Below are 25,395 nucleotides of genomic sequence, written 5' to 3' on the forward strand. Positions count from 1 at the left end.
TATCAACAAAGAGAGCCACCATGCCAAAGCGTACCGACATTAAATCCATTCTTATCATCGGGGCAGGCCCCATTGTCATCGGGCAAGCCTGTGAATTTGACTATTCAGGCGCCCAAGCCTGTAAAGCCTTAAAAGAAGAAGGCTATCGGGTGATTTTGGTAAACTCAAATCCTGCCACCATCATGACCGACCCGTCCATGGCTGATGCCACTTATATTGAACCGATTACCTGGCAGACGGTAGAGCAAATCATTGCCAAAGAGCGTCCTGATGCCATTTTGCCAACCATGGGCGGACAGACGGCACTTAACTGTGCGCTTGACCTTGACAAACATGGCGTGCTTGCCAAATATGGCTGTGAGCTGATTGGGGCAACCAAAGAAGCCATTGAAAAAGCCGAAGACCGTGAATTGTTTGATAAAGCCATGAAAAAAATCGGTCTGGAATGCCCCAAAGCAGAAATTGCACAGAGCATGGACGATGCTTTTGCCATTCAAGCTAAGGTTGGTTTTCCGTGCATTATCCGCCCATCATTCACCATGGGGGGTTCTGGGGGTGGCATTGCTTATAACCGTGAGGAGTTTATTGAGATTTGTGAGCGTGGGTTTGACTTATCACCCACCCATCAGCTGCTCATTGATGAGAGTTTAATCGGTTGGAAAGAGTATGAGATGGAGGTGGTGCGTGATAAAAACGACAACTGCATCATCGTCTGTTCCATTGAAAACTTTGACCCCATGGGCGTACATACAGGCGATTCCATCACCGTCGCCCCTGCCCAAACCTTAACCGACAAAGAATACCAAATCATGCGTAATGCGTCCATCGCTGTGTTGCGTGAGATTGGTGTGGAGACAGGTGGTTCAAATGTTCAATTTGGCATCAATCCAAAAACAGGGCGTATGGTGGTGATTGAGATGAACCCACGAGTGAGCCGTTCATCAGCATTGGCATCTAAGGCGACAGGCTTTCCCATTGCCAAAATCGCTGCCAAACTTGCCGTCGGCTATACCCTAGATGAGCTAAAAAATGACATCACAGGGGGCAAAACCCCAGCGAGTTTTGAGCCTGCCATTGACTATGTGGTTACCAAAATGCCACGCTTTAACTTTGAAAAATTCCCCCAAGCTGATAGCGTGCTAACCACTCAAATGAAATCAGTTGGCGAGGTGATGGCAATCGGTCGTAATTTTCAAGAATCCATGCAAAAGGCACTGCGTGGTCTGGAAATAGGGGCGACAGGCTTTGATGAGCAATTAGACTTTGAACAAAATGATGACAGCATCATCAGCACCTTAAAACTCAAACTCAAAACCCCCACCCCAGAACGCATTTTTTATATCGCTGATGCGTTGCGTTTTGGCTTATCGGTTGATGATGTTTTTGCTGATACCAACATTGACCCATGGTTTTTGGTGCAAATTGAGGACATTGTTCATACAGAAAATCAGCTAAAAACCCTTGGCATGGGCGACTTAACCCCCAATTTGCTACGCCACCTTAAACGAAAAGGACTCTCTGATGCACGCATTGCCAAATTGATGGGCGTGTCTGAGAAACAATTTCGCAAAACCCGTTGGAACATGGGCATTTATCCTGTATACAAACGGGTGGATACTTGTGCCGCTGAATTTGAAACATCAACCGCTTATATGTACTCAACATATGATGAAGAGTGCGAGGCCAACCCATCAAATAAAGACAAAATCATGGTCATCGGTGGCGGCCCTAACCGTATCGGACAAGGCATTGAGTTTGATTACTGCTGTGTCCACGCCGCCCTTGCCATGCGTGAAGATGGCTATGAGACCATCATGGTGAACTGTAACCCTGAGACCGTTTCAACCGACTATGACACATCAGACCGTTTGTATTTTGAGCCAATTACCCTAGAAGATGTGCTTGAAATCGTACGCACCGAACAGCCTAAGGGCGTGATTGTCCAATATGGCGGACAAACGCCACTAAAACTTGCCCGTAGCCTAGAACAAGCAGGCGTTCCCATCATTGGCACAAGTCCTGATGCCATTGACCGAGCCGAAGACCGTGAACGCTTTTTACACATGATACAAAAATTGGGCTTAACACAACCCAATAACAGCATCGTTAAATCCTTTGAAGAGGGCATATCAGAAGCCACCAAAGTAGGCTACCCCTTAGTTGTCCGCCCATCATATGTTTTGGGTGGTCGTGCCATGGAGATTGTCTATAACGAAGATGAACTTAAACGCTACTTGCGTGATGCGGTACAAGCGTCTCATGAAGCCCCTGTCCTGCTTGACCATTTCTTAGATGATGCCATTGAGGTGGATGTGGACTGTGTATCGGACGGCAAAGAGGTGGTGATTGGCGGCATCATGCAACACATTGAACAAGCAGGCGTGCACTCGGGCGATTCTGCTTGCTCCATTCCGCCTTACTCATTAAGTGATGACATTCAAGATGACATGCGTCGCCAAACCGTCGCCATGGCAAAAGAGCTTGGTGTGGTCGGCTTGATGAATGTGCAATTTGCCATCAAAGGTGAAACAGTCTATGTCTTAGAGGTCAACCCAAGAGCGTCTCGCACCGTGCCATTTGTCTCCAAATGTATCGGCGTGTCTTTGGCAAAAGTCGCCGCCCGCTGTATGGCAGGACAGACTTTGGCAGAGCAAAACTTCACCCAAGAGATTGTGCCAAGTCATTATTCAGTCAAAGAAGCGGTGTTTCCTTTTGCCAAATTTCCAGGCGTTGACCCCATTCTTGGCCCTGAGATGAAATCCACAGGCGAGGTGATGGGTGTGGGGCAGACCTTTGGTGAGGCTTTTTATAAAGCGGTGACTGGTGGTAACCAAACCATTCCTGGTTTGCCCACCGAAGGTGAGACCAAAACTGTGTTTATCTCAGTACGTGACAGTGATAAGCCCCACCTTGCCAAGGTTGCCCAGCAGTTTAAAGACTATGGCTTTAAGCTAGTGGCAACAGGTGGCACACAAGAATATCTGACCAATCAGGGCATTGAATGCGAGCGTATCAATAAAGTACGTGAAGGCAGACCACACATCTTAGATGCCATCAAAAACGGTGATATCGACATCATCATCAACACCACCGAAGGCAAGCAGGCTCAAGAAGATTCATCATCTATCCGTCGCAATGCGTTGCAAAGTAAAGTATTTTATATGACAACATTAAGTTCAGCTCAAGCCACCGCCACCGCCTATCAGGTGCAGTTACCGTTTGCAGTTTATCAGTTACAAGACTTACATCAATCAACTCGCATAAACCAACTTGCATAAACCAGGAGATGCGGTAAAATAGGCATATTATTTTATTGATATCGTGTGTTTGTGTTCATTATGATGATTTATTGACACTGGCAACCTTGCGTTTGCCAGTGTTTGTTTATGTTTTTAAGGAAGAATTATGCAACGCTATCCCATGACACCCCAAGGTTACGCTGCTTTAGAAGCAGAACTCAAACAGCTAAAAACCATTGACCGCCCACGCATCACCGCCGCCATTGCCGAAGCTCGTGAACACGGTGATTTAAAAGAAAATGCCGAATACCACGCCGCCCGTGAGCAACAAGGGTTTTGTGAAGCTCGCATTCGTGACATCGAAGCCAAACTTGGCGGGGCTCAAATCATCGACCCTGCCAGCCTGCCACAAGAGGGACGAGTGGTGTTTGGGGTGACCGTTGTTATTGAAAACGTGGATACTGAAGAAGAAAAACGCTACAAGATTGTTGGTGATGATGAAGCTGATTTCAAAGCCAATAAAATTTCCATCAACTCACCCATCGCTCGGGGTTTAATTGGCAAATCAAAAGGGGACGAAGCTCGCATCGAAACACCCAGCGGTGTGGTGGAATATGAAATCATCGAAGTTCTTTATACATAAGACATCTTTTATCATAAAGGCATATATCATAAAGGCATAACGTCATCAAAGCACCCACATGGGTGCTTTTTTTCAGCTATAATAAAGTGAGCTGTTGATAATAATTGACAATAATGGACGAATACACAGGTAAAAATCATAAAAGTAACATTCATAAGACTTCCTGCAAAACTGATGACCAATAATCGGATTATTCTTATTGTATAAGGCTTTTATAAAAAATCTGAACCTAATAAAATTGTGGTTTTGCAGGAAGTTCATATGAACTCACATAAAAAGGAAAACCGCCATGACCATGCTAAATGACCATCAAATCGCCCAAAACGCTGACATCAAACCCATTGATGACATTGGTAACAAAATCGGACTGTCAGCCAAACATCTGATTCCCTATGGTAAGCATAAAGCAAAAATCGATTTAACAGACATGGCCAACCTGCCCAATCGACATGGCAAGCTGATTTTGGTAACCGCCATCAACCCAACCCCAGCAGGTGAGAGTAAAACCACCGTTACCATCGGTTTGGCAGATGCCATTAATCAGCTGACCCCATCAACAGGTAAAACTGCCATGGTCGCCATGCGTGAACCATCTTTAGGCCCTGTTTTTGGCATGAAAGGTGGGGCAGCAGGCGGTGGCCATGCCCAAGTCATTCCCATGGAAGACATTAACTTACATTTCACTGGCGACCTACACGCCATTGGGGCAGCCAATAATTTACTGGCAGCTCTAATCGACAATCACATCTATCAAGGCAATGCCCTTAATATTGACCCCAAACGAGTGCTGTGGCGGCGAGCCATCGACATGAATGACCGTCAATTACGCAACATCATCAGCGGTTGTGGTGAGGCCACTGACGGTGTGACTCGTGAAGATGGTTTTGACATCACGGTGGCATCGGAAGTCATGGCGGTGTTTTGCCTGGCAAATGACCTAAGCGATTTAAAAACCCGATTGGGCAACATGCTTGTCGCTTACAACCGAGACAAACAGCCCATCTATGCCAAAGACTTACACGCACATGGAGCAATGACAGCCTTATTAAAAGATGCCATCAAACCCAATTTGGTACAGACACTAGAAGGCACACCTGCCATTGTGCATGGTGGACCTTTTGCGAACATTGCCCACGGTTGTAACTCGGTGATTGCCAGCAAAACTGCCTTGCATTTAAGCGACTATTGCATCACTGAAGCAGGATTTGGCGCTGACCTTGGTGCTGAAAAATTCTGCGACATCAAGTGTCGCTTATCAGGACTACAACCTGACATGGCGGTGATTGTCGCCACCATCCGAGCATTAAAATACAATGGTGGTGCTAAAAAAGATGAATTAATACAAGAAAACTTAAGTGCATTGCAACAAAGTTTGCCCAATTTGCTAAAACACATAGATAACATGCAAGGCATTTTTGGTCTGCCTGTGGTGGTTGCCATTAACCGTTTTGTCACCGACACTCAAGCAGAAATCGACATGATAACAGAAGCTTGTCAAAGTTTGGGGGTCAGTGTGGCGTTATGCGATGTGTGGGAAAAAGGCGGTCAAGGCGGTATCGAACTTGCCAAAAAGGTATTATCACTCACCGATGAATCAAAACACAACCCATCAAAAACAGCCCCATCATCATTTGGGTTTGCTTATGACGTCAATGACAACATCAAAGACAAAATCCTTGCCATCAGTCAACGTGTCTATGGGGCAGATGATATTAAGCTGAGTGGCCATGCGCTGAATCAAATTCGCCGTTTAGAAAAATTAGGACTTGATAAACTGCCCATCTGTATGGCAAAAACACAATATTCTTTCAGCGATAACCTCAAACTATTGGGACGACCCAAAGGGTTTACCATTCATGTGCGTGATTTGACCATTGCCACAGGAGCAGGTTTTATCATCGCCATTTGTGGCAGTATCATGCGAATGCCAGGATTGCCCAAACAGCCAGCAGCACAACGCATTGATGTGAATGATGATGGTGAGATTATAGGACTGTTTTAACTGACTAAGTTTTAACGGATTGATTTTAACTGATTGGTTTTAACGGATTAACTAAATTGTGGCATCAGATTAAAGCCCAAAGAATACAAAAGCCCAAGGAGCTGTTTTTATGCAATCCCCCATCAAGATGCCCCAATCAGTCACCGTTGATGATTTTGTGGTGAACTGGCAAGCACAGCTGACTGATGCTCATTTAGAGCGATTGGCCAATCAAGGGTTTGTGGTGTTAAATGATGTGTTCACTGACAAGGCATTAAAGGCATTGCAACTTGAAAGTGGCAGTTGTGAATATCAACAAGCTTCCTTGACCAAGGGTGAACAAATAACCCATATCCGTGGTGATAAAACCCGCTGGATAAACCAAGAGTGTGTTTTTGGCAGTCATTATTTAGCCAGCATTGACCAGCTGGCTAAACTGTGTAACCGCTTATTGTACACTGGCATTCAACACAGCGAAGCCCATTACGCCTATTATCCTGTTGGGCTTGGCTATCAATGGCATCAAGACAACCCACAAGGACGTCATGAGCGGATACTCTCAGCGGTGTTCTATCTTAATGATGACTGGAGTGATGAGGACGGTGGTGGGTTAAGCTTAATTGATTTGTCTGATAGTCAGCACCACATTTTACCAAAGGCCAATCGCTTGGTGCTGTTCCAAAGTGACTTAATGCACCAAGTGGAAATCACCAACCGCCAACGCCATTCCATCGCCACTTGGATGCGAAGATAATCACCCCATGAAGAACAATCACCCCATGTTGACCACTGGGCATTTTGGCGATGATGCGGACTTGACCACCTAAAATTTCAATATACTTTATACTTTTGTAAGGTGGATAGGATATCTGTGTGTCTTTGCCACTTTATGGTTGGGAACAAGTACACCCGTGACATGCCCATAATTTTTATCAGTTGTGACTGGCTAAGACGTGATTAGGTAGAAGAGAACTTATCATGACCCTTATTTTTTCGTTATTTAAAAACATGATAAAAATCAACAAGTTACATCAAGGCAAAAAAATAGGGTAAAAAAGGTTATTTTTACGATAAGCCTTGATATGACTTATGTTTATCGGTTAGAATGCTTGTTCACCACCACATGCGTGGCTTAGAAACAAAAGCTAATTTTGCAAGCATTGTTCTTTCACCATGGTCCTACCACATTTAGCACCCTGTCATCGCAATTGTTACAGGGTTTTTTATTGTTTTACGTTCTCTATTGCCCCTACCCCTTTTGCTCACCGCCAAATTTCGGTATGATGAAGCGTTTTAGGACGGAAAAAACTGACCATGAATGCCATAAATAAAGACAAAAACCAACCGCTCACAACCGCCCCCATCACTTCCCCACAAGGCACGCCCAAAGTCGGCGTTATCATGGGTTCACAATCAGACTGGGCAACCATGAAGCTTGGGGTGCAGTTATTGGCGGACTTTGATGTGCCATTTGTTTGTGAAGTGGTCTCTGCCCATCGCACCCCTGACAGATTATTTGATTTTGCCAAATCTGCCAAAGACAACGGACTACAAGTCATCATCGCTGGGGCAGGTGGGGCAGCACACTTACCAGGAATGTGTGCCAGCCAAACCCCTTTGCCTGTGCTTGGTGTGCCAATCAAGTCATCTACCCTAAACGGCTGGGACAGTCTGCTGTCTATCGTACAGATGCCCAAAGGGGTGGCGGTAGGGACACTGGCGATTGGTACGTCAGGAGCGTATAACGCTGGTTTGTTGGCGATACAAATTTTGGCATTGCAGGATGCGTCTTTGGCTGATAAATTAGACAGATTTCGTGAACAACAAACGAAGACCATTTTAACCAGCCCCATACCGGGAGTTATCAATTCTTAAGCATTGACAAACGGATTTTTAAACATTGACAAGCGATGGTTAAAACCTATTTTTATTAAAACCTATTGATTAAGACAGCATTATGACCACCAATCCAACCCCCAAAACCACCACAAACATAAGCACCAAGGCAACCAAAATCAAAACCATTGGCATCTTGGGTGGTGGGCAACTGGGTATGATGCTGGCTCAAGCCGCCTTACCACTTGGCTATCGCTGTGTGTTTTTGGAAGACAGCCCTAATTGCCCTGCCAGCTTGTATGGCAAGGTATATAGTAGCCAACAGTTTGAAGATTTTGCCAATCATGCAGACGTATTTACCTTAGAGTTTGAGAACGTTCCTGTCAAAACCGTGCAATGGCTACAAAAATTGTCTCAACCTAACCCAACGACTGACATTGATGTTGATGCCAATGTTGATGCTGATGACGCACACAAATACGGCATGTATCCCCCAGCTTATGCCCTACAAGTCGCTCAAGACCGTCTGGCAGAAAAAAAGTTATTTAATGCACTGGACATTGCCACTGTCCCCTTTATGCCAGTCAATAACAAAGAAGAACTGAACCAAGCGGTACAAACCTTGGGTCTACCACTGGTCGTTAAAACAAGCCGTGGCGGTTATGATGGCAAAGGTCAATTTATTATCCGTCATCATGATGATGTCATCACCGCTTGGCAAAAGCTAGGCTCTGCCGTTACTGGTGATGGTTCATTGACTGCCACGCCTGCCCCTTTGATTGCTGAAAGTCTTATTGATTTTAGTCGTGAAGTGTCTATCATCGCTGTTCGAGGACAAGATGGGCAAGTGCGTTGTTATGATTTGGTAGAAAATTATCATCACAATGGTATCCTTGCTAAGAGCCAAGCCCCTGCTGTGGGTGTGGGAACATTACAAGAACAAGCTCACCATGCCATTACCAAATTACTCACCCATTTGGACTATGTGGGCGTGTTGACGTTAGAGCTGTTTGTTAGCAAAAATGCCGATGGCATGCCGATTGTGTTGGCAAATGAAATCGCCCCACGAGTACACAATTCAGGACATTGGAGCATTGAAGGGGCGATAACCAGCCAATTTGAAAACCATATCCGTGCGGTGGTTGGTCTGCCACTTGGCGATACTGACAATGTACATCCATCTGTGATGATAAATGTCTTGGGCCAATATCCTGATATCGATAAAGTATTGGCGATTGATGGCTGTCATTATCATACCTATCATAAACAAGAACGCACCGAGCGTAAGATTGCCCACATCACTGTGATGCCCAACGACGTCAGCGACCTAGAGCCTGCCTTACAAGCATTGATTGCGTCATTGCCTAACAAGGTTGGCTTAGACTGATGGGCATGAGCATTTGGGTAGATGCCGATGCCTGCCCTGTCATCGTCCGTGAGCTGATAGGAAAAACCGCCATCAGAACACAAACGCCTGCAATTTTTGTTGCCAATCAAGCCATTAAATTACCCAAATCACCCTTGATTGGCTTGCAAGTGGTGGAAGCAGGTTTTGATGTGGCTGATGCTCACATCGTTAAGCACTGTCAGCGGGGGGATTTGGTGATTACCAATGACATTCCACTTGCCAGCGATGCGATAAATAAAGGGGCATCTGTCATCACCACACGAGGGCAAGCATACACCGCTGACAACATCAAACAAGCCCTAAACATGCGTGATTTTATGGACATGATGCGTGGCACAGGGGCTTTGAACTGTTTCTTGAAATCTAACTAAATCTATCTTATAATATCCAAATGAATAGATTAATCAGTATCAACGAAGCTTCCAAACAACTTGGCGTGTCCATCTCAACCTTACGCAAATGAGACCAAATAGGTGTGCTTGTTAAGGCAGTACTACAATGACAACCATTCGTGGACACATCATAGAGCTAACCCCCAACAACACCCAAGCCACCCATCTCAAAAAGGCTTGTGGTGTTGCCAGATTTTCCTATAATTGGGCATTGAGCGAGTGGAAAAAGCAATATGAACAAGACAAACAATACCGTGATGACTGCCTAGCCAAAGGCATAACCATTGACGAAAACCGACTTAACAAACCATCACAAGGTAAACTAAGAAAACAACTTAATTCTATCAAGCGTGAACAATTCCCCTTTATGCTTGAAGTTACCAAATGCTCCCCACAACTTGCTATTATGCAACTAGGCGATGCCTTTAAACGCTTTTTTAAAGGTGAAAGCAAATATCCCCAATTTAGAAAGAAAGGCGTCAATGACCGCTTTTCTCTTTCCAACGACCAACTTAAATTAAAACTTAAAAAAGACAAGCCTTTTATTCAAATCCCCAATCTAGGCTTGGTAAGAATGCGTGAAAACTTACGCTTTGACGGTAAAATCCTATCCGCCAAAGTCTTTACAAAGGGCAGTAAATGGTTTGTGTCTATTGCTGTTGAATTAGATGACACACAAAAACCTTTACCCAAAACAGGTAAATCAGTCGGTTTAGACTTAGGCATTACCGATTTAGCCACACTATCAGATGGCAAAAAAATCAAAGCCCCAAAACCACTTAAACATAAACTTAAAAAATTACAGCGACTAAGCAAACAACTTAGTCATAAGCAGAAAGGCAGTAGCAACCGTGAAAAGGCGAAAACCAAGCTATCACGATTGCACCTTAAAATCTTTAACATCAGAAAAGACTTTTTACACAAACTCACAACTGATTTGGTAAAACGATTTGATGTGATTTGCATTGAAAACCTTAACATCAAAGGTATGGTTAAAAATCGCAAGCTTGCAAGGTCTATCCATGATTTGGGATTTTATGAATTTAAACGGCAACTTATTTATAAAGCAAATCAATGGGGCAAGACAGTCAAAGAATTGGACAGGTTTTATCCAAGCTCTAAAACTTGTTCAAATTGCGGTTTTATTATGGCAAAAGAAAACTTGACACTTGCGGTTAGACATTGGATTTGTCCTAGTTGCCATGCCAATCATGACCGTGATATTAATGCAAGTATCAATATTTTAAATCAGGCAGATAAGGTTTTAACTTTATCTTAATATTAATCGTTGGTGGGTAAGTTCTATCCCCAATTAAAAACGCCTATGGAGTTGATGTAAGTCCAAGTTCAAACGAATAAGGCAAACAACGTTGAAGTAGGAATTAAACGCTAAATTTGCCTTTGGGTAGATTTAGGTAGGTTTTAAGGAACGGTGATTAATCCACAAGAGACAGCAAAAACTGGACAAAAGCCCTATGGCAGCAAAGACAAAAAAGCCTTCGCTGATGCGTTAAATCGTCTGGTGAGATGACAGCACACATGCCACACTTAAAAAGTCACACTTAAAAAGCAGGAATCTGTATGAACTACCAACACATATTACTGGTTACCGACCTAAAAAATGATGCCGACCTTGTCGCTGCTAAAGCCAAAATGATGCTAAATGCCCACCCTAATGCTCAACTATCGGTTTTGCATGTGGTCAAAGATAACATGGTGGGCTTTGGTTATGAGTTAATCCCAGCTTCAAGCATTTATGACGGTGTGGATAAAAAACGCCAACAAATTGCCCAACAAAAATCACAAGAGCTGCTTAAAAGACATGACATCGACAGTGGTAACATCAACATCAATACCGCCATCTCTAGCAGTAACGGCATCATCAGCTATTGCCACAGTCATCAGGTGGATTTAATGATTATTGGACGTCATGAGCGTCATGGCTTATCTGCCTTACTTAAAGGCACAACCATCGATAACATTTTGCCAGACATTAACTGTGATGTCTTTATCGTGCAATTATGAGCCACTTAAATCACCATCAATATCATCTTAAGGATAAACATGTATCACATCATGGCAATAGGCAATGCTTTGGTTGACCACGAATACCGTTTAACCGATGCCCAACTGGCAAGCACCCAGTTAAAAAAAGGCAATATGACCCTAGCAGACGCCAACCAACAACAACACTTATTGCACCAACTTGATGCCCTTGGTCTTAAACCCAGTCAGCTTATGGGTGGTGGCTCAGCTGCCAATGCCATGTATGTCATCGCCAGCCTTGGGGGCAAATGCCATTATACTTGCCAAGTGGGTGATGATGACAAAGGCACATTTTATCTAAAAAATCTTAACGACGCTGGGGTACATACCAGTGAGCAGGCCATTCATCAGGGCAAAATCACAGGTACTTGTGTGGTATGTGTCAGCGACGATGGTGAACGCACCATGCAAACGCATTTGGGGGCATCAAGCGACATTGATGAGAAAAACATCGATTTTGGCATATTAACAGACAGTGAGTGGCTGTATTTTGAAGGCTATCTTGCCATGTCAGAGCAGATGGCTTCTGCAATCAGCAAATTACGCCAACAAGCCTGTCGCCAAAATAAAAAAATTGCCGTCAGTTTTGCTGATCCAGCGGTGGTCAGCGTTGCTAAAGCAGGGCTAACGCATATGATTGGTAACGGTGTGGATGTGATTTTTTGTAACCTTGAAGAAGCCCAATTGTTTACCAAACAGCAATCAGTTGATGCTTGTGTTCAAGAATTACTGCACCATTGTCATCTTGCCGTGGTTACTCAAGGCGGTAATGGCTGTGTCATTGGGCAAAAAGATGCTGATGATAAGACCCATCTGACACACATCAATACGCCAGTCGTGGATAAAGTACAAGACACCAATGGCGCAGGGGATAATTTTGCAGGGGCATTTTTATACGCCTTATCTCAAGGACACACGCTTGCCCAGTGTGGCAAATTTGCCAGCCATGTTGCCAGTCAAGTGGTACAACAGTTTGGCGCTCGGTTAGAGCCATTACAATATCAAGCAATTGCCAAGCAAGTGTTGTCTTAACCACTAAAATCAACAAAAAATCACCAACATCATCACAAATATCCATAAAAAAACCGACTGGCAAATAAGATTTACCAGTCGGCGTGGAGAGACGCAAATAAGTGGTTAGTGATTAATGTGGTTCAGTGGTTAGTAAGTAAAGTTCACCCCAACACGGAAATCACGACCTGCCCCAGTTAGTGCTGTAACAGAAGCACGCTCACTATGTGGACGATAGTTTTTATCAAAGACGTTGTTCACTGAAAAATTCACATTCATCTTATCATTGCCATAAGGCTTCCAGTTGGCATAGATGTCGCTGACACTGTAACCTGGACGATATTCAGGTTCTGTTTTGTGTGATAACACAGCACGGTCAGTGCCTTGAACGCTCTTATTGTTGATGCCAACTTCCAGATTATCCATCACCTTATAGCCAAGTGATGCTGTCCATGTGCGACCAACAGGTAGGGCAAACTCTGGGTTGCCACTTAACTGCACGCCCACCAACTCAGGACGACTTTCAGAAACCCCAATACGACCAGTCAGCGGCCCTTGAGCATAACCCACACCAAGCTCATAACCTTTGTTTGTCATATGTCCAACATTTTGAATAGAAGTAATTGAAACACCATGACGGGAATCAGCAAAGTTACCTAAGGCATTTTCGGTTTTTTGATAAAAAATACTGCCATCGGCAAACACTGTGCCATTATTATAGTTGAAGCCAATCTCAGCATTTTTAGCAAGTTCAGCCTTGGTATTACTACCAATGCTCACGATGCCACGATGACCTTGAGCCAACAAGGTATCATACATGCGTGGACTGCGTGTTGCCATATTCAGCACACCATTGACACTCAAATCAGGGTTGACTTGGTAAATCACACCCAAGCTTGGGTTGATGTTACCATCTTTGCGTTTTTTACCATCCATGGCGGTGAATTTAAAGGCATCATAACGCAAGCCACCTGTCAGCGTCCAAGGGCCATAATCTTTGATGGCTTCGGCATAGACGCCAATATCAGTTTTTTCTTGATTGATGATATCAACTGGTAAGGGAAATTTTTCGCGTTTTTTACCGATTTCAGCTTCATCACCTTTTCGTTTTTTCTCAGCAGGAATCAGCTCTTGATGGCGATAGTTAAGTCCGTATTTGACAACCAAATCGGTCATTGGGTAAGTATCGATATTAAAGTTTGCCCCATGGGTGATGTACTTGCTGGTAACAGGCTTTTCAAAACCACCCAAATAGCCATTTTTCTTATTGGCAGAATCATGACGTAGATTGTCTTGCTTATAGATATTGGCAGTAACGTTACCTAAGGGCAGTTTGCCTTGGTATTCTAAGTTGGTGTTCTGTTGAATGGTTTCACGATAAGCTGGGCGGTTTCTGTCCAAATCAGGCGCCTGTCTGCCATTGGCATCGACCACATGATAACCGACCACCTTATTATCTTTACCATTTATTTCTTTACCAAGCCGATAACCCATGCCTGGATACTCTGTATCCAATGCTGCCTGAAGCTCTGCTTCGGTACGTTTTTTCTTATTTTTATCTTCTATGTCTATCGTCAAGTCACGATTGGCGAAGTCAAACTCTTCACGCACACCACGGATGCCTTTATGAGTTTGGTTTAAATGGCTGACCACAAATCGATGATCGCCAGTGGTTAGCCCTGCCTTGGCAAGGAAGCTGGATTTATCTAAGGCACTTCTTGTAACCACATCATTGCCCAACAGATTGGTGTACCCTTTACCGCCTTTATAGTCGCTTTCATCTACTTTGTTATAAGAGACAAGAGCATCTACCTGACCAAATCCTGTCTGTGCTTTACCAAAGGCACTGCCATGATAAGAATGACCTTTGTTGGTTGATAAGCCTGCACCAACTTTAAAGCCATAATCTTTGTCGCTGTTTCTTAAAAGCTCATCAGCATCTAAGGTTTTGGTAACAATCGCACCGTTGGTTGCCCCAATGCCTGCACTGGCAAAGCCTGCCCCTTTTTGTACTTTGACCACTTTAACCATTTTGGGGTCTAACATAAAGCGACCTTGGTGATACAAAAACTGACTGTCAGTATAGGCATTATCAATTTTGGTATCAATCGAGTTTTGACCCATGCCACGGATGCTGACAAATTGAGAAGTACCACTACCGCCACCGAAATCAATGGCAGGCTCACCTTGTAACAGACCACGCAAATCTGTGGCGGTGCTTTCGTCTTGAGTCTCAGTGGTCACAACGTCAGTGCTGTTCTTAGCCCCCATGCGATCTGCTTTAAATGTTAACGCCTCAAGCTGGGTGGTTGGCTGTTGTGGTGCAGCAACACTCATTTGAGTTGTCAAAGCCATTGCAACTGCTAAGCTTAATGTGGTTTTAGAAACATTAACCATAAGCATTTACTCCTATTGAATGTCAGTCATGTATCAGAATGGTTAGCAATGTTTGTGATTATAAACTTTAATAACAACAATGTAAATAATAATAATTACTATTTCTAAATTTTTACAAAAAACACTCACCTAACTGCTTAACTGCTGTTAGGTGAGTGTTGATTGCTGGGTTAATTTTGATGGGTCAATATTCTTGGTGGGGCAATGTGCTGATTTGCCAAACAGCTACTGATAATAGGCATTTTCACGATGGGTGTGGTCGGTCTCGTCCACCACTTGTGTCAGCTCTGGAATTTGTTGTTTAAGTTGCACTTCCACCCCTTGACGTAAGGTAACGTCCACAGCGGCACAGCCTTGGCAACCACCACCAAACTTCAGCACCGCAGTCAATCCCACGCCTTCTTCTTCTATCAGTTCTAGTAGCTCTACCATGCCCCCATGAGCTGCCAGTCCTGGGTTAATCTCTGATTGCAACACATAGTTGATGCGTTCTTCAACACTGGCATCTTCACCCACTTTTGGAACTTTAGAGTTAGGGGCTCGAAAGGTAAGCTGACCACCAAAGCGGTCTTTGTTGTAGTCAATCACCGCATCTTGTAGATAAGGAATGGAATGGGCATCAATAAATGCTGAAAAGGTTGGATAATCCAAACGCAAATCTGTGTCATCATGTTCATCAGGCTGACGATATGCCATGCAACATTCTGCCCGTGGTGTGCCGGGATACTCCACAAAAATACGCACACCGATGCCATCGGTGTCCTGCTTGGCAAGTAGCTCGGTCAGATAACCTTGGGCAGATTCGGTGATTTGGATATTACTGCTTAGGGGTGTGTCTGTGGTGTCGGTCATGATGGGTTTCCTAGATTGATAGGATTTAGGGTGGCAGGATTAAAAAGCGTTGTTTTTTGTCTCTGATTAGCCATTAATAATGGTGGCATTATAACATTTATCAAGCAATCCTGAGTCAATAAGTCAGATTTGGCAACAATTTTAGCAATCATTTGGTAACAATCTTGTTTAGCAACAGTCTTGGCAACGATTTATCCAAGCAAATCACCTAAATCATTATCTAAGCAAAACTGCTTTTAAAACTGCTTTTATTGCTGATTAATTTTTGTTAAGGTGAGTTGGTTGAGTTTGATGACTGGCTTATTGACTTCCTCCCCTCCCTAAAGTGAGGGGATTCCTGCTCCCAGACGGTCAAGCCCGACCGCAAGAATGTTCTTAGCGGCATTAATATCTCTATCATGCCATGTACTACACTTTGCACAAGTCCATTCTCTTATTCGCAAACCTGCTCTACCTTTCGGACTACTGGACATATCGCCACAGCACGAACAGGTCTGGGTAGTGTATCGTTCATTTACGATTTCTAAACGGCAACCTGCATGCTTGCATTTGTATTCCAGTTGTCGTTTGAGTTCAAACCAACCAGCATCGTATGTTGATTTAGCGAGTTTGGTTTTCTTAGCAGTAAATGAGCGTGATTTAACATCACCAACAACAATTAAGGCATTATCCCTAACTAATTGGGTGGTGAATTTATGAATTAAGTCTAACCTTGTATTTTTGATTTTGGCATGAATTGCCTTGACAAGTTGTTTGTTTTTGGCTCTTTGGGCAATGGCTAAGTCTTTGGCGTATTTGAGTGTTTGTTTGATTTGTAGTTTATCACCGTTTGAGGTGGTGGCACTGTCTTTTAAACCCAAATCAATGCCAACGCTGGCTGTTCCGCAAGTGGTTTTAGGATAGTCTTTGACGGTGATACAGGCGTACCATCGGTTACGGCTGTCTTGTACTATCTCAAGCGTGTTGATTTGATATAGGCTTAGGTTATGGCTATCAAAGACATCTATGATGAGCTTTTGACCCTTAGAGAGCGATAGCTGTATGGTTGATTTAAGTGTTTTTTTGCCTGTTTGTCTTGTGCTTAGATACTTAATAGCAGACTTTTTAAAGGGTATCCAGCCTAGGCTTTTGCGTTTGGCTTTTGGGTTATTGGTTCGCCAGTTAAGTTTAGCCTTTTTAAATTGCTTACGGCTTTTGGCATAGGTTTCGTTAATGGCTTGAATGGTTTGGGAATGTAAGCCTAATAGTTCTCCACTGCCTTTGGTGTAAGTATTTAGGTCATAGGCACTAAAGAATTTGCCTGTTCGTTGTAGGTGCTTGTAACTTAATTCATTAACGTAGTTCCACACATAGTTAACACTGCCAGCTATTTTGTTTAGCTGATTTGCGTGTTTGTCTTTGATGCGTAGCTTGAGGGTTTTCATGGGTTTAGGTATAATTGAATTTTTCTATTTTACAGTTGGTCTAATTATGTGTCAAACGATTTAAGACGTGGTAGGCACGTTGTTTACAATCTTCATGTGCATTTGGTCTTTGTGACAAAGTATCGACGAGCAGTTTTCACCAAACAAGTTCTTGATGACCTTGAGGCTATCTTTGATGGTGTGTGCAAAAAGTTTGAAGCCGAGCTTGTGGAGTTTGACGGTGAGGATGACCATGTGCAAAATACGCCACACTAAACAGCGGTCGATGCGTAAGCATAACTACTTAAGTTGCCTTGTATCCACCCCCTGAAGTGGGTGGATACAAGGCAACGCTGGATAAAACCAACTGAATAAAACTGGCTTAATAAAACATCGATAAAGATAAAACGTCAATAAAAAGGCTTGCACTGATGACCAATCGTTACCAAAAACATACCAACTTCCCCACGCTTGTCACGTCTGTCCCTTATACCCCACAATTACTTGATAAATTACAACAATACGACCACATTGCCTTACTGTTACAAGGCGGTGGGGCATTGGGTGCTTATCAGGCTGGTATCTACGAAGGGTTATATAACCAAGGCATTTCGATTAACAGCATCTCTGGCATTTCCATTGGGGCATTAAATACCGCCATCATCGCTGGCAATCACCCAGAAGATTGTGTGGACGCACTAAAAAGCTTTTGGAATACCATCACACAAAGTAATTATTTTGGTTTGGGATTTAATCCATTTGATATGTCATTAAAATGGCTCAACACTGTTGGTCAGTTTGACATGATGGCACAATCGATGCCATGGTTGGTTGATAATGGTCTGCTAAAACATCAGCTAAGAATGCTTGAGTCCAGTGCTGAAGCGTTTGAAACTGCCCTTTACGGTCAACAGGGATTTTTTCGCCCACGCCATCAGCTTTCGTTTGCAACCACGCCCAATCATTTAAGCTACTATACCATTGATAAGCTAAAAGATACGCTGGCGTCGCATTGTTGCTTGGATTTAATCAATCGCCCTGAGCGTTTGCAAGTAACGGTTTCTGCGGTCAATGTCCGTACAGGTAACTTTGAAATTTTTTGCAACGCTGACCAACCACTACGTTTTGAGCATTTTATGGCATCAGGGGCATTGCCCCCTGGGTTTCCTGCGGTGGAGATACAGGGTGACTATTATTGGGACGGGGGCATGGTCTCCAACACCCCATTAAATGAAATCCTAAATCATGAAGAACATCTTAACCAGTTAATTTTTCAAGTGGATTTGTGGGACGCTAAAGGCATTGTGCCAGAGAACATGTTGGAGGTTGACGAACGCATCAAAGACATTCAATATTCCAGTAAAACTCGCATGATTACCGATTTAATGAAACAAAAGCTTGAATACAATCGCATGATAAACCAACTGGTTGATGTCATTCAAAACACGCCTGATTGTATCAAAACCCCAGCTCATAAAGAGCTGCTTAAACATGCTTGCCAATTCACCCAGGTGGGGGTAAAAAACGTCATTCAGCTGATTTATCACAGCAAATCTTACCAAAAAGGCTATAAAGACTACGAATTTAGCCGAAAAACCATGCTCGACCATTGGCAAAGTGGGCTAGAAGATATCCAGTCTACCTTTGCTTATCCACAATGGTTTGACATGCCAGAAGATGATGAAATTTTTATCACTCACGACATTCACCGAAAACGCCGTGAGTTATCACAAGCAGGACGCTAGCGTTAACTCATCACCTTTTTTAGCCAGTTATCTGTTTTTAACCAGTTACCTATTTTTAGCCAGTTATCTTGTTAACAGCAAATCCCAATGCCTGTAAATCTTGTGCTTTATCATAAGGAGCTAGGCTGGCTTTGGTATGTGGTTGGTTTTTAAGATAGGTTTTCGCCACTCGGCGTAAATCATCTAAAGTTACCGCTAAAATTTTAGCTCGCATGGCGTTTTGCCAAGCTTCGCCACGCTCATGTAAATCTGCAAAGCAAGATTTGACGGCTTCCCCTGCAGGTGAGCCTGGTTTGTCCATGCCTGCCACCACGCCTAAAATGGCTTCTTCTAGCTGTTCTGGTAGCTGTTCTGGTTTTTGCTCAGTGGTTAACAGCCAGTCAATGCTGTTGGTAAAGTGTTCAAATGTTGCTTGACATTGTGGGTCACGATAACTAAAGAATTTAAAAGCACAGGCATCGGCATCATAGCTTGCTCCGCCACCATATGCCCCACCTTGCTCACGAATGGCACTGTGTAGATAACCATGACGCAAATAGGGAGCAAGCACCATCAAAGCAGGGGTATCAGCGTGATTGGCAGGGGGTACAGGATAACTGCTGGCATTGTGATAGACATTGGTGGCAACCAACCAAGCCAAATCTTCCGCCACCCTTTGTTTTTCATTGACTTCTCCAACCAGTTGTCCATTTGCCAGCTCTGGTATTGTCTGCACAAAAGCAGGTGGCAAGTGGCTACTTATGGCATCGCTGTTTATGGCATCGCTGTTCAATGGCTTTTCAGCTTGACATGCGTCTGTCTGATGCGTGTCTGACCAAGCATTGATTAAGTGTTCGGTCAGCATTGGCAAATCATCAGCTTCTGCCACTAAGATGGCTTGCATGGGTAAGTTGATGATGCTTTGATGCAATGCCATTAAACCATTTGATAATTGATTAAACGCCACATCAAAGGCAGTCTTATCGGTGCTGGCTTGAGTCAAAAAGGCTTTTAGGGCATTTAACGCAGGCAAGCCACCACGCACATATTCTATCTGGGCTTGTCGGCTCATGCCACGACTGGCGGTCTGCATGGCATAGGCATGACCTGACCGAGAAAGGCTTGACTGCCAAGCATTCTGCTTTTGTTTTAGCAACTCCTTGATGCGGTCATGTTCGCTAAACACCCCCTCTAACATCACCTCTTTTAACAAATTGATGGCTTGTGGTTTGCTTACCAAGGCTCTGGTTGCCATGACAAAATAACTTTGTAACCGCCAAGGGTCATTGATGCTGGTGCGTTGACTGATGCGAGCAGTTATCCCAGAAGATAATGATGCTTGCTTGGCTTGCATCTGTCTTGCAGATAAGCTGTCTGTCCCCAGTTCTGTCAATAAGGCAAGGTAGATGGGCAACAGCGAATGATTGATGATGTCATCACGCCCTGCCAATGGCACAATGATTTGATGATAATATAAGCCATTCGTGCCTGTTTCATATTGATACAAGGTGGTGTCTTGCCCTGCCAAACGAATGGACTTAGTACTGCCCTTTGCCAAGCTGATGGACTTTGGCACGTCTTCTAAGCCCACTTTGGGTAATAAACTTAAGTCATCTGGCGTGGTTTGTCGCTTAGCCAATGCTACCGCTTGCTCACGCAGATGGGCTTTATCCGCTTCACTCAAAGTCTTATCGATGGCATCTAGACGCTGTTGTTCTTCTTTTGCCAAGCGTTCGGCTTGTTTGTCATCAGGCACAAGACTGACACGCACTCGATGGGGATTATCCACCAGATGCTTTTGTAACAGACTGGGCAACCATGTGGGGTCTTTGACTTGCTCACGTAGCCATGCTAAATGCTCATCAATCTGCCACACATCAATGGGATTGCCATCATGAATGGCGGTGCTAAATGCCTCTAGCATCAAATTTAACCCATAAGGCATGCTGTCGCCACCGATATGACGCTGATTAAGCTCAATTTGGTGCAAAATGGTTTCTATTTCTTCATCATCAATGGGTTTGGCAGCCATGTCTGTCAATAACTGCATGATGCCTTGTTCTATCGCTTTGGCATGCTGTGGTTCAGAACCTCGCACCCCTGCATAAAACACCATCTGATAATGACTGTCATCTAACCCCAATAACGGACTGGGGGCAGTTGCCAACGAATGGCTTTCTAAATAAGCTCGCAAAGGCGACCCTGAATGCTCTGTCAGCACCCCTTCAAGCAACCGCAATGCCAAACGCTCTTTGGGATTAACAATGGGCGGTAACAACCACGCCAACACATGATGCGTCTGCTCTTTAGTCAACTCATTCACACCATAATGCTCTGTTGCCACCACAGGAGCGGTGAATGATTGCTCCAGTACTGAGCGGTGTTTTTGCCCTTTATCAAACCTAACCAACGCATCATGATGCAATTTGTCTTGAATGTCTGCAACCGCAATATTACCAAAACTCATGATGACCGCATTGGTCGGCTGGTAATGGCTTTGATGAAAATGAACAAGCTCTTCGTGGGTCAAGTCTGGAATTTTGGCAGGATCACCACCTGAATTGTAATGATACGTGGTTGTAGGGAACAGATGGTGAGCAATGGCATGATACAACTGGTCAATCTCACCACTCATCGCCCCTTTCATCTCGTTAAACACAATGCCCTTAAATTGGGGCTTGTCTGCCTCGTCCAGTTCAATGCGAATGCCTTCTTGAGCAAAATCCAATGGGTCAATATTGGGGAAAAATGTCGCATCTAAATACACCGACAGCAAGTTAAAATAATCCTTACGGTTCTGTGTGGCAAAGGGGTATACTGTCCAATCAGCCGCTGTCATGGCATTCATAAACGTATTGAGTGACCGTTTAATCATCGAAAAAAACGGATCACGCACAGGATATTTGGCTGAGCCACACAAAGCGGTATGCTCAAGAATATGAGCCTCGCCTTTTGAGTCCATGGGCTGAGTACGAAAACCAATCAAAAACGCATTCTCATCACTGGGGTGAGCAAGGTGATAATGTATCGCCCCTGTCTGCTTGTGCTGGCAAACCAACACGTCCAATGATAAAGCGTCAATGCTATGATGTGAGAGTAACTCAAAGGCTGGGTGGATACTAAACTTGTTTTTTTGATTGGTATTCATGTCATGGCGTACCTAAAAGTATGTGGTTTGTTATCTATGGTTTGTTATCTATAGATTGGCAAATGAATATGGGGGAAATTGCCACAATTTCAAGACAATAAAAAATTGATAAAAACCATTTAAGCCCTATCACTGCCAAAAGCAATCACCTCATCAATGTGGTTTGAGTTTGTCAGCACCATTAATAACCTATCCACCCCTAAAGCAATGCCACTACAGACAGGCATCTGCTCCACCGCTTGCAACAAGGCATTATCTATTGGCATCACTGGCAATCCTTGGGCTTGACGCATTTGATTATCCAACTCAAAGCGTTGTTGCAATGCCTTAGCATCTGCCAACTCATCATAAGCATTGGCAATCTCAATGCCATTGATATACAACTCAAAACGTTTGGCCACTTCATGACCATCTTTGTCTTTTTCTATCCGAGCCAACGCTGCCGTTGCTTTAGGATAATCAACGATTAACGTTGGCAACTCACGCCCCAAATTTGGCTCAACCAAATGACTAAACAACAAATCCAGCCACATCTGATGCTCATCCACGCCCGATTCAGGCAGGTGATGGGTAATTCCTTTGTCTTCTGCCACCGCCTTTAATACGGTGGTACTACTGGTTAACGGATGCACGCCAACATGATCCATAAACGCATCGACATAACGATAGTGGCTAAGTATTTGCTGTTGCCCTGACACCAGCTCTAACAGCTGCGTCAGCTCTTGTGCCAACTGACTTAAGTCAAAATTAGGGCGATACCATTCTAGCATGGTAAACTCAAGATTATGGCGACTGCCTCGCTCATTGTCTCTAAACACAGGACAAATCTGATATATCGGCACTTGCCAACTGGCAAGCAAACGTTTCATCGCAAATTCAGGAGATGTGTGCAAATAAAAACGGGTTAATCTGTCTAAATAAGTGGCATCAGCAGGGATAGACTGTAGATACACATCGGTATTGCCTGCTTGCGACAGCAAAGGGGTTTGAACCTCCAGCACGTTACGCTGGGCAAAAAATTGACGCATCTTAGCGAGTAAATTCGCTCGTTTTTTTGCCATACCAAGAGTCATCATAGGGGCAAAATTGGTGGAGGTGGTGGTGGAATCAAAAGTATCCGTCGCTAAGCCATAAAACTTATCATGACCATGATGATTAAGCATACAAACATGTCCCCTATTAATTAATAATGAATAAAAGTTAACAATAATGAATGAAAGTACAATGAATGAAAGTACAATGAATGAAAGTACAATGAATGAAAGCAACAACTAAAAGCAACCATTTAAAAGTAACCATTCATTATTATAGCAAAACCACAAAAAACAAATCCCTAAAACACCATTTTGCCAAATATGGGCATTTTTAGCCCATAAAAAACTGTCATGCCGAATTTGTACCAAATTAGTAACACACCCCAATATTAGCAAATAATTACAAAAATTACATAAAACAGACACAAATAACAAATACAATGCAGATGCGATATGTACTGGGATTAAGATTGACTTAAACCTGAACCTAAACTGAATTAACTTGGAGCATTACCATGAAAACATTGAACAAATCCGCTTTATTGGCAGCTTCTGCGGTACTATTATCCACCACCGTGGCACATGCCAACCCTTTCACGGCAAAAAATGCCCAAGCCACAGAGTGTAAAAAAGATGACAGAGCCTGTCTACAGGCTAAGGCAAAAGCTGCCAAAGTCAAAGCTAAAAACACTGAAGCAAAATGTGGTGAAGCCAAATGTGGTGCAAGCACCAAAACCAGTAAAGCCCCAAGTAAAAATACCGAAGCCAAGTGTGGCGAGGCAAAATGCGGTGCAAGCCATTAACCCATAGAATAGAAGAATAGAACAGCCATTAACCCATAGAACAGGATTATTATGAAACTTTCTTCCAAAAAAACCCTTGCCAAAACCCTTGCCACCGCATCACTGGCAACACTTGGTGTTACTGCTTGTACTCAAAACCCCTTTGGCAGTACTCAAACAGCCAATACCCCACAAAGCACACAAGATGTACAAACGCAACAAAACATAGGCACATCAGCCAAAACTGCTGAAGCTGCTTGCAGTGAAGGCGTGTGTGGTGAGGCAAAATGTGGTGCAAGCACCAACAAAGTTACTGAAGCTGCCTGTAGCGAAGGCATGTGCGGTGAAGCCAAATGTGGTGCAAGCCACTGACATTCATCGTTAACATTAACCACAGTGTTAATAATCATCATTATTGTTAACAACCATAAAACACTAAAAGCCTGTATTTATCCATACAGGTTTTTAAAAATCCCAACACACCACAAAAAAATACGACCAGATTTAAAATACGACAAGGTTTTTTGTCATGCACAAAGTTAACCAACACAAAGTTACTCAGCACAAACGACACACCGCCACCAACCATCAAAGCACAACAAGCAACAAAAGTAAAAAACGCAATGAAAAACAAAAACTTGGTGGCACAGGGCTTGGCTTTCGTCGTAGCCTTGTGGGGCAATTACGCACACACGACCTATCTGTATTGGATTTTTTTGAGCTATCGCCTGAAAACTGGCTAACCAAAGATGGTCAGATGGGTGGTGCTTATGACAGCATATTACGTGAATTTACCGAACGTTTTCCTTTTGTCTGCCATGGCTTATCGTTATCTATTGGTAGTAGCCGTCAATTAGACAGCAACTTATTAAAAAACATCAAAGCATTTATGACAACCCATGACATCAAGCTCTACACTGAACATCTGTCTTGGTGTAGCGATGACGCTGGGCATCTGTATGATTTATTACCCATTCCTTGCACCCAAGAGGCGGTTAAACTGGTATCAACCCGAATCAAACAAGCACAAGACATCATGGGACAACAGATTGGTTTTGAAAACGCATCTTATTATTTTCGCCCAACAATGAGCGACATGAGCGATGGCGAATTCATCACCGCCATCTGTGAAGAAGCCAACTGCTTGCTACACTTAGATGTGAATAACATCTATGTCAATAGTCATAATTTTGGCTTTGATGCTCATCAGTATTTACGTGAATTACCACTTGAACGCACGTGTTATCTGCATGTGGCAGGACATTATGTTGAGCCTGATGGGTTCTTAATTGACACACATGGCAATAAAGTCATTGACCCTGTTTGGAGCTTATTAGATGATGCTTATGGCTTGATTGAAGCCACAGGTAAAAAAGCAAAAGATATCCCAACTTGCCTTGAGCGTGATTTTAACTTTCCGCCTTTAGCAGAATTGTTAGACGAAGCTTCAATGATTAAAGCGTATCAAACAAAAACTTACTCTCGCCAAGCGGTCTGAA

General features: G+C 43.6%; 18 protein-coding genes and 2 pseudogenes. 15 read left to right on the forward strand and 5 right to left on the reverse strand.

Features of this window, described 5'->3' with window-relative positions:
- Positions 1 to 20: 20 nt before the first annotated feature.
- The 10 genes and pseudogenes from carB (at position 21) to WDM69_RS07060 (ending at position 12,577) form a co-directional block, all read left to right on the forward strand.
- Positions 21 to 3,278, forward strand: a complete 3,258-nt coding sequence (carB, locus tag WDM69_RS07015) for a carbamoyl-phosphate synthase large subunit (protein WP_338755199.1) — start codon at positions 21 to 23, stop codon at positions 3,276 to 3,278.
- 127 nt (positions 3,279 to 3,405) lie between these two features.
- Positions 3,406 to 3,882, forward strand: coding sequence for a transcription elongation factor GreA (gene greA, locus WDM69_RS07020; RefSeq protein ID WP_078308038.1), 477 nt, complete (start codon positions 3,406 to 3,408; stop codon positions 3,880 to 3,882).
- A gap of 289 nt (positions 3,883 to 4,171) precedes the next feature.
- Complete coding sequence (locus tag WDM69_RS07025; RefSeq protein WP_338755201.1) at positions 4,172 to 5,884, forward strand: formate--tetrahydrofolate ligase; 1,713 nt, start codon at positions 4,172 to 4,174, stop codon at positions 5,882 to 5,884.
- 109 nt (positions 5,885 to 5,993) lie between these two features.
- Positions 5,994 to 6,617: a 2OG-Fe(II) oxygenase gene (locus WDM69_RS07030; RefSeq protein WP_338755202.1), complete on the forward strand. Its 624-nt coding sequence runs from the start codon at positions 5,994 to 5,996 to the stop codon at positions 6,615 to 6,617.
- Between the two features lie 560 nt (positions 6,618 to 7,177).
- Positions 7,178 to 7,738 carry a 5-(carboxyamino)imidazole ribonucleotide mutase gene (purE, locus tag WDM69_RS07035; protein ID WP_078308042.1) on the forward strand — a complete coding sequence of 187 codons (561 nt, stop codon included), beginning with the start codon at positions 7,178 to 7,180 and terminating at the stop codon, positions 7,736 to 7,738.
- An 82-nt stretch (positions 7,739 to 7,820) separates the two neighbouring features.
- Entirely contained in the window at positions 7,821 to 9,086 is a 1,266-nt protein-coding gene (locus tag WDM69_RS07040) for a 5-(carboxyamino)imidazole ribonucleotide synthase (protein ID WP_338755203.1), read from the forward strand.
- A gap of 5 nt (positions 9,087 to 9,091) precedes the next feature.
- Positions 9,092 to 9,454: pseudogene (locus WDM69_RS07045) on the forward strand (YaiI/YqxD family protein); the annotation flags it as partial.
- A gap of 151 nt (positions 9,455 to 9,605) precedes the next feature.
- Positions 9,606 to 10,778: an RNA-guided endonuclease InsQ/TnpB family protein gene (locus WDM69_RS07050; RefSeq protein ID WP_338755204.1), complete on the forward strand. Its 1,173-nt coding sequence runs from the start codon at positions 9,606 to 9,608 to the stop codon at positions 10,776 to 10,778.
- A 302-nt stretch (positions 10,779 to 11,080) separates the two neighbouring features.
- Positions 11,081 to 11,524, forward strand: coding sequence for a universal stress protein (locus WDM69_RS07055; protein WP_078308048.1), 444 nt, complete (start codon positions 11,081 to 11,083; stop codon positions 11,522 to 11,524).
- 39 nt (positions 11,525 to 11,563) lie between these two features.
- Positions 11,564 to 12,577: an adenosine kinase gene (locus WDM69_RS07060; RefSeq protein WP_338755205.1), complete on the forward strand. Its 1,014-nt coding sequence runs from the start codon at positions 11,564 to 11,566 to the stop codon at positions 12,575 to 12,577.
- A 129-nt stretch (positions 12,578 to 12,706) separates the two neighbouring features.
- Here the strand turns inward: WDM69_RS07060 and WDM69_RS07065 are convergent, their stop codons facing one another.
- From WDM69_RS07065 to WDM69_RS07075, 3 genes are all read right to left on the reverse strand, one after another.
- On the reverse strand, positions 12,707 to 14,953 hold the full coding sequence (locus WDM69_RS07065) for a TonB-dependent receptor domain-containing protein (RefSeq protein WP_338755206.1): 2,247 nt from the start codon (positions 14,951 to 14,953) through the stop codon (positions 12,707 to 12,709).
- A gap of 225 nt (positions 14,954 to 15,178) precedes the next feature.
- The gene (gene nfuA, locus WDM69_RS07070) at positions 15,179 to 15,808 is read right to left on the reverse strand and encodes a Fe-S biogenesis protein NfuA (RefSeq protein WP_338755902.1); all 630 of its coding nucleotides are present in this window, start codon (positions 15,806 to 15,808) and stop codon (positions 15,179 to 15,181) included.
- A 317-nt stretch (positions 15,809 to 16,125) separates the two neighbouring features.
- The gene (locus WDM69_RS07075) at positions 16,126 to 17,229 is read right to left on the reverse strand and encodes a transposase (RefSeq protein WP_338755207.1); all 1,104 of its coding nucleotides are present in this window, start codon (positions 17,227 to 17,229) and stop codon (positions 16,126 to 16,128) included.
- 48 nt (positions 17,230 to 17,277) lie between these two features.
- Here WDM69_RS07075 and tnpA point away from each other — a divergent pair.
- Positions 17,278 to 17,466, forward strand: a pseudogene (gene tnpA, locus WDM69_RS07080) (IS200/IS605 family transposase); the annotation flags it as partial.
- A 173-nt stretch (positions 17,467 to 17,639) separates the two neighbouring features.
- Positions 17,640 to 18,953, forward strand: a complete 1,314-nt coding sequence (locus WDM69_RS07085; RefSeq protein ID WP_338755208.1) for a DUF3734 domain-containing protein — start codon at positions 17,640 to 17,642, stop codon at positions 18,951 to 18,953.
- 55 nt (positions 18,954 to 19,008) lie between these two features.
- On the opposite strand, the gene WDM69_RS07090 is transcribed toward WDM69_RS07085, so the two are convergent.
- Both WDM69_RS07090 and epmA read right to left on the reverse strand, forming a co-directional pair.
- Positions 19,009 to 22,080 carry an insulinase family protein gene (locus WDM69_RS07090; protein ID WP_338755209.1) on the reverse strand — a complete coding sequence of 1,024 codons (3,072 nt, stop codon included), beginning with the start codon at positions 22,078 to 22,080 and terminating at the stop codon, positions 19,009 to 19,011.
- Between the two features lie 119 nt (positions 22,081 to 22,199).
- Positions 22,200 to 23,156: an EF-P lysine aminoacylase EpmA gene (gene epmA, locus WDM69_RS07095; RefSeq protein ID WP_338755903.1), complete on the reverse strand. Its 957-nt coding sequence runs from the start codon at positions 23,154 to 23,156 to the stop codon at positions 22,200 to 22,202.
- A gap of 473 nt (positions 23,157 to 23,629) precedes the next feature.
- Here epmA and WDM69_RS07100 point away from each other — a divergent pair, with 473 nt between their 5' ends.
- The 3 genes from WDM69_RS07100 to WDM69_RS07110 all read left to right on the forward strand — a co-directional run bounded on the left by WDM69_RS07100 (position 23,630) and on the right by WDM69_RS07110 (position 25,394).
- Positions 23,630 to 23,917, forward strand: a complete 288-nt coding sequence (locus WDM69_RS07100; protein ID WP_338755210.1) for a hypothetical protein — start codon at positions 23,630 to 23,632, stop codon at positions 23,915 to 23,917.
- A 51-nt stretch (positions 23,918 to 23,968) separates the two neighbouring features.
- Positions 23,969 to 24,268 (forward strand): hypothetical protein, encoded by a 300-nt coding sequence (locus tag WDM69_RS07105; RefSeq protein WP_338755211.1) that lies wholly within the window; start codon positions 23,969 to 23,971, stop codon positions 24,266 to 24,268.
- 157 nt (positions 24,269 to 24,425) lie between these two features.
- A complete protein-coding gene (locus WDM69_RS07110) occupies positions 24,426 to 25,394 on the forward strand; it encodes a DUF692 domain-containing protein (RefSeq protein ID WP_338755212.1) in 969 nt (322 codons plus the stop codon).
- Position 25,395 lies beyond the last annotated feature (1 nt).

This window comes from Lwoffella lincolnii (assembly GCF_037201985.1).
Lineage (GTDB): Bacteria > Pseudomonadota > Gammaproteobacteria > Pseudomonadales > Moraxellaceae > Psychrobacter > Psychrobacter lincolnii.

Bases quoted from the DNA above. Each gene is read 5' to 3' on its own strand.
- carB (WP_338755199.1), top strand. From the start codon at position 21: ATGCCAAAGCGTACCGACATTAAATCCATTCTTATCATCGGGGCAGGC.
- greA (WP_078308038.1), top strand. From the start codon at position 3,406: ATGCAACGCTATCCCATGACACCCCAAGGTTACGCTGCTTTAGAAGCA.
- WDM69_RS07025 (WP_338755201.1), top strand. From the start codon at position 4,172: ATGACCATGCTAAATGACCATCAAATCGCCCAAAACGCTGACATCAAA.
- WDM69_RS07030 (WP_338755202.1), top strand. From the start codon at position 5,994: ATGCAATCCCCCATCAAGATGCCCCAATCAGTCACCGTTGATGATTTT.
- purE (WP_078308042.1), top strand. From the start codon at position 7,178: ATGAATGCCATAAATAAAGACAAAAACCAACCGCTCACAACCGCCCCC.
- WDM69_RS07040 (WP_338755203.1), top strand. From the start codon at position 7,821: ATGACCACCAATCCAACCCCCAAAACCACCACAAACATAAGCACCAAG.
- WDM69_RS07050 (WP_338755204.1), top strand. From the start codon at position 9,606: ATGACAACCATTCGTGGACACATCATAGAGCTAACCCCCAACAACACC.
- WDM69_RS07055 (WP_078308048.1), top strand. From the start codon at position 11,081: ATGAACTACCAACACATATTACTGGTTACCGACCTAAAAAATGATGCC.
- WDM69_RS07060 (WP_338755205.1), top strand. From the start codon at position 11,564: ATGTATCACATCATGGCAATAGGCAATGCTTTGGTTGACCACGAATAC.
- WDM69_RS07065 (WP_338755206.1), bottom strand. From the start codon at position 14,953: ATGGTTAATGTTTCTAAAACCACATTAAGCTTAGCAGTTGCAATGGCT.
- WDM69_RS07075 (WP_338755207.1), bottom strand. From the start codon at position 17,229: ATGAAAACCCTCAAGCTACGCATCAAAGACAAACACGCAAATCAGCTA.
- WDM69_RS07085 (WP_338755208.1), top strand. From the start codon at position 17,640: ATGACCAATCGTTACCAAAAACATACCAACTTCCCCACGCTTGTCACG.
- WDM69_RS07090 (WP_338755209.1), bottom strand. From the start codon at position 22,080: ATGAATACCAATCAAAAAAACAAGTTTAGTATCCACCCAGCCTTTGAG.
- epmA (WP_338755903.1), bottom strand. From the start codon at position 23,156: ATGATGACTCTTGGTATGGCAAAAAAACGAGCGAATTTACTCGCTAAG.
- WDM69_RS07100 (WP_338755210.1), top strand. From the start codon at position 23,630: ATGAAAACATTGAACAAATCCGCTTTATTGGCAGCTTCTGCGGTACTA.
- WDM69_RS07105 (WP_338755211.1), top strand. From the start codon at position 23,969: ATGAAACTTTCTTCCAAAAAAACCCTTGCCAAAACCCTTGCCACCGCA.
- WDM69_RS07110 (WP_338755212.1), top strand. From the start codon at position 24,426: ATGCACAAAGTTAACCAACACAAAGTTACTCAGCACAAACGACACACC.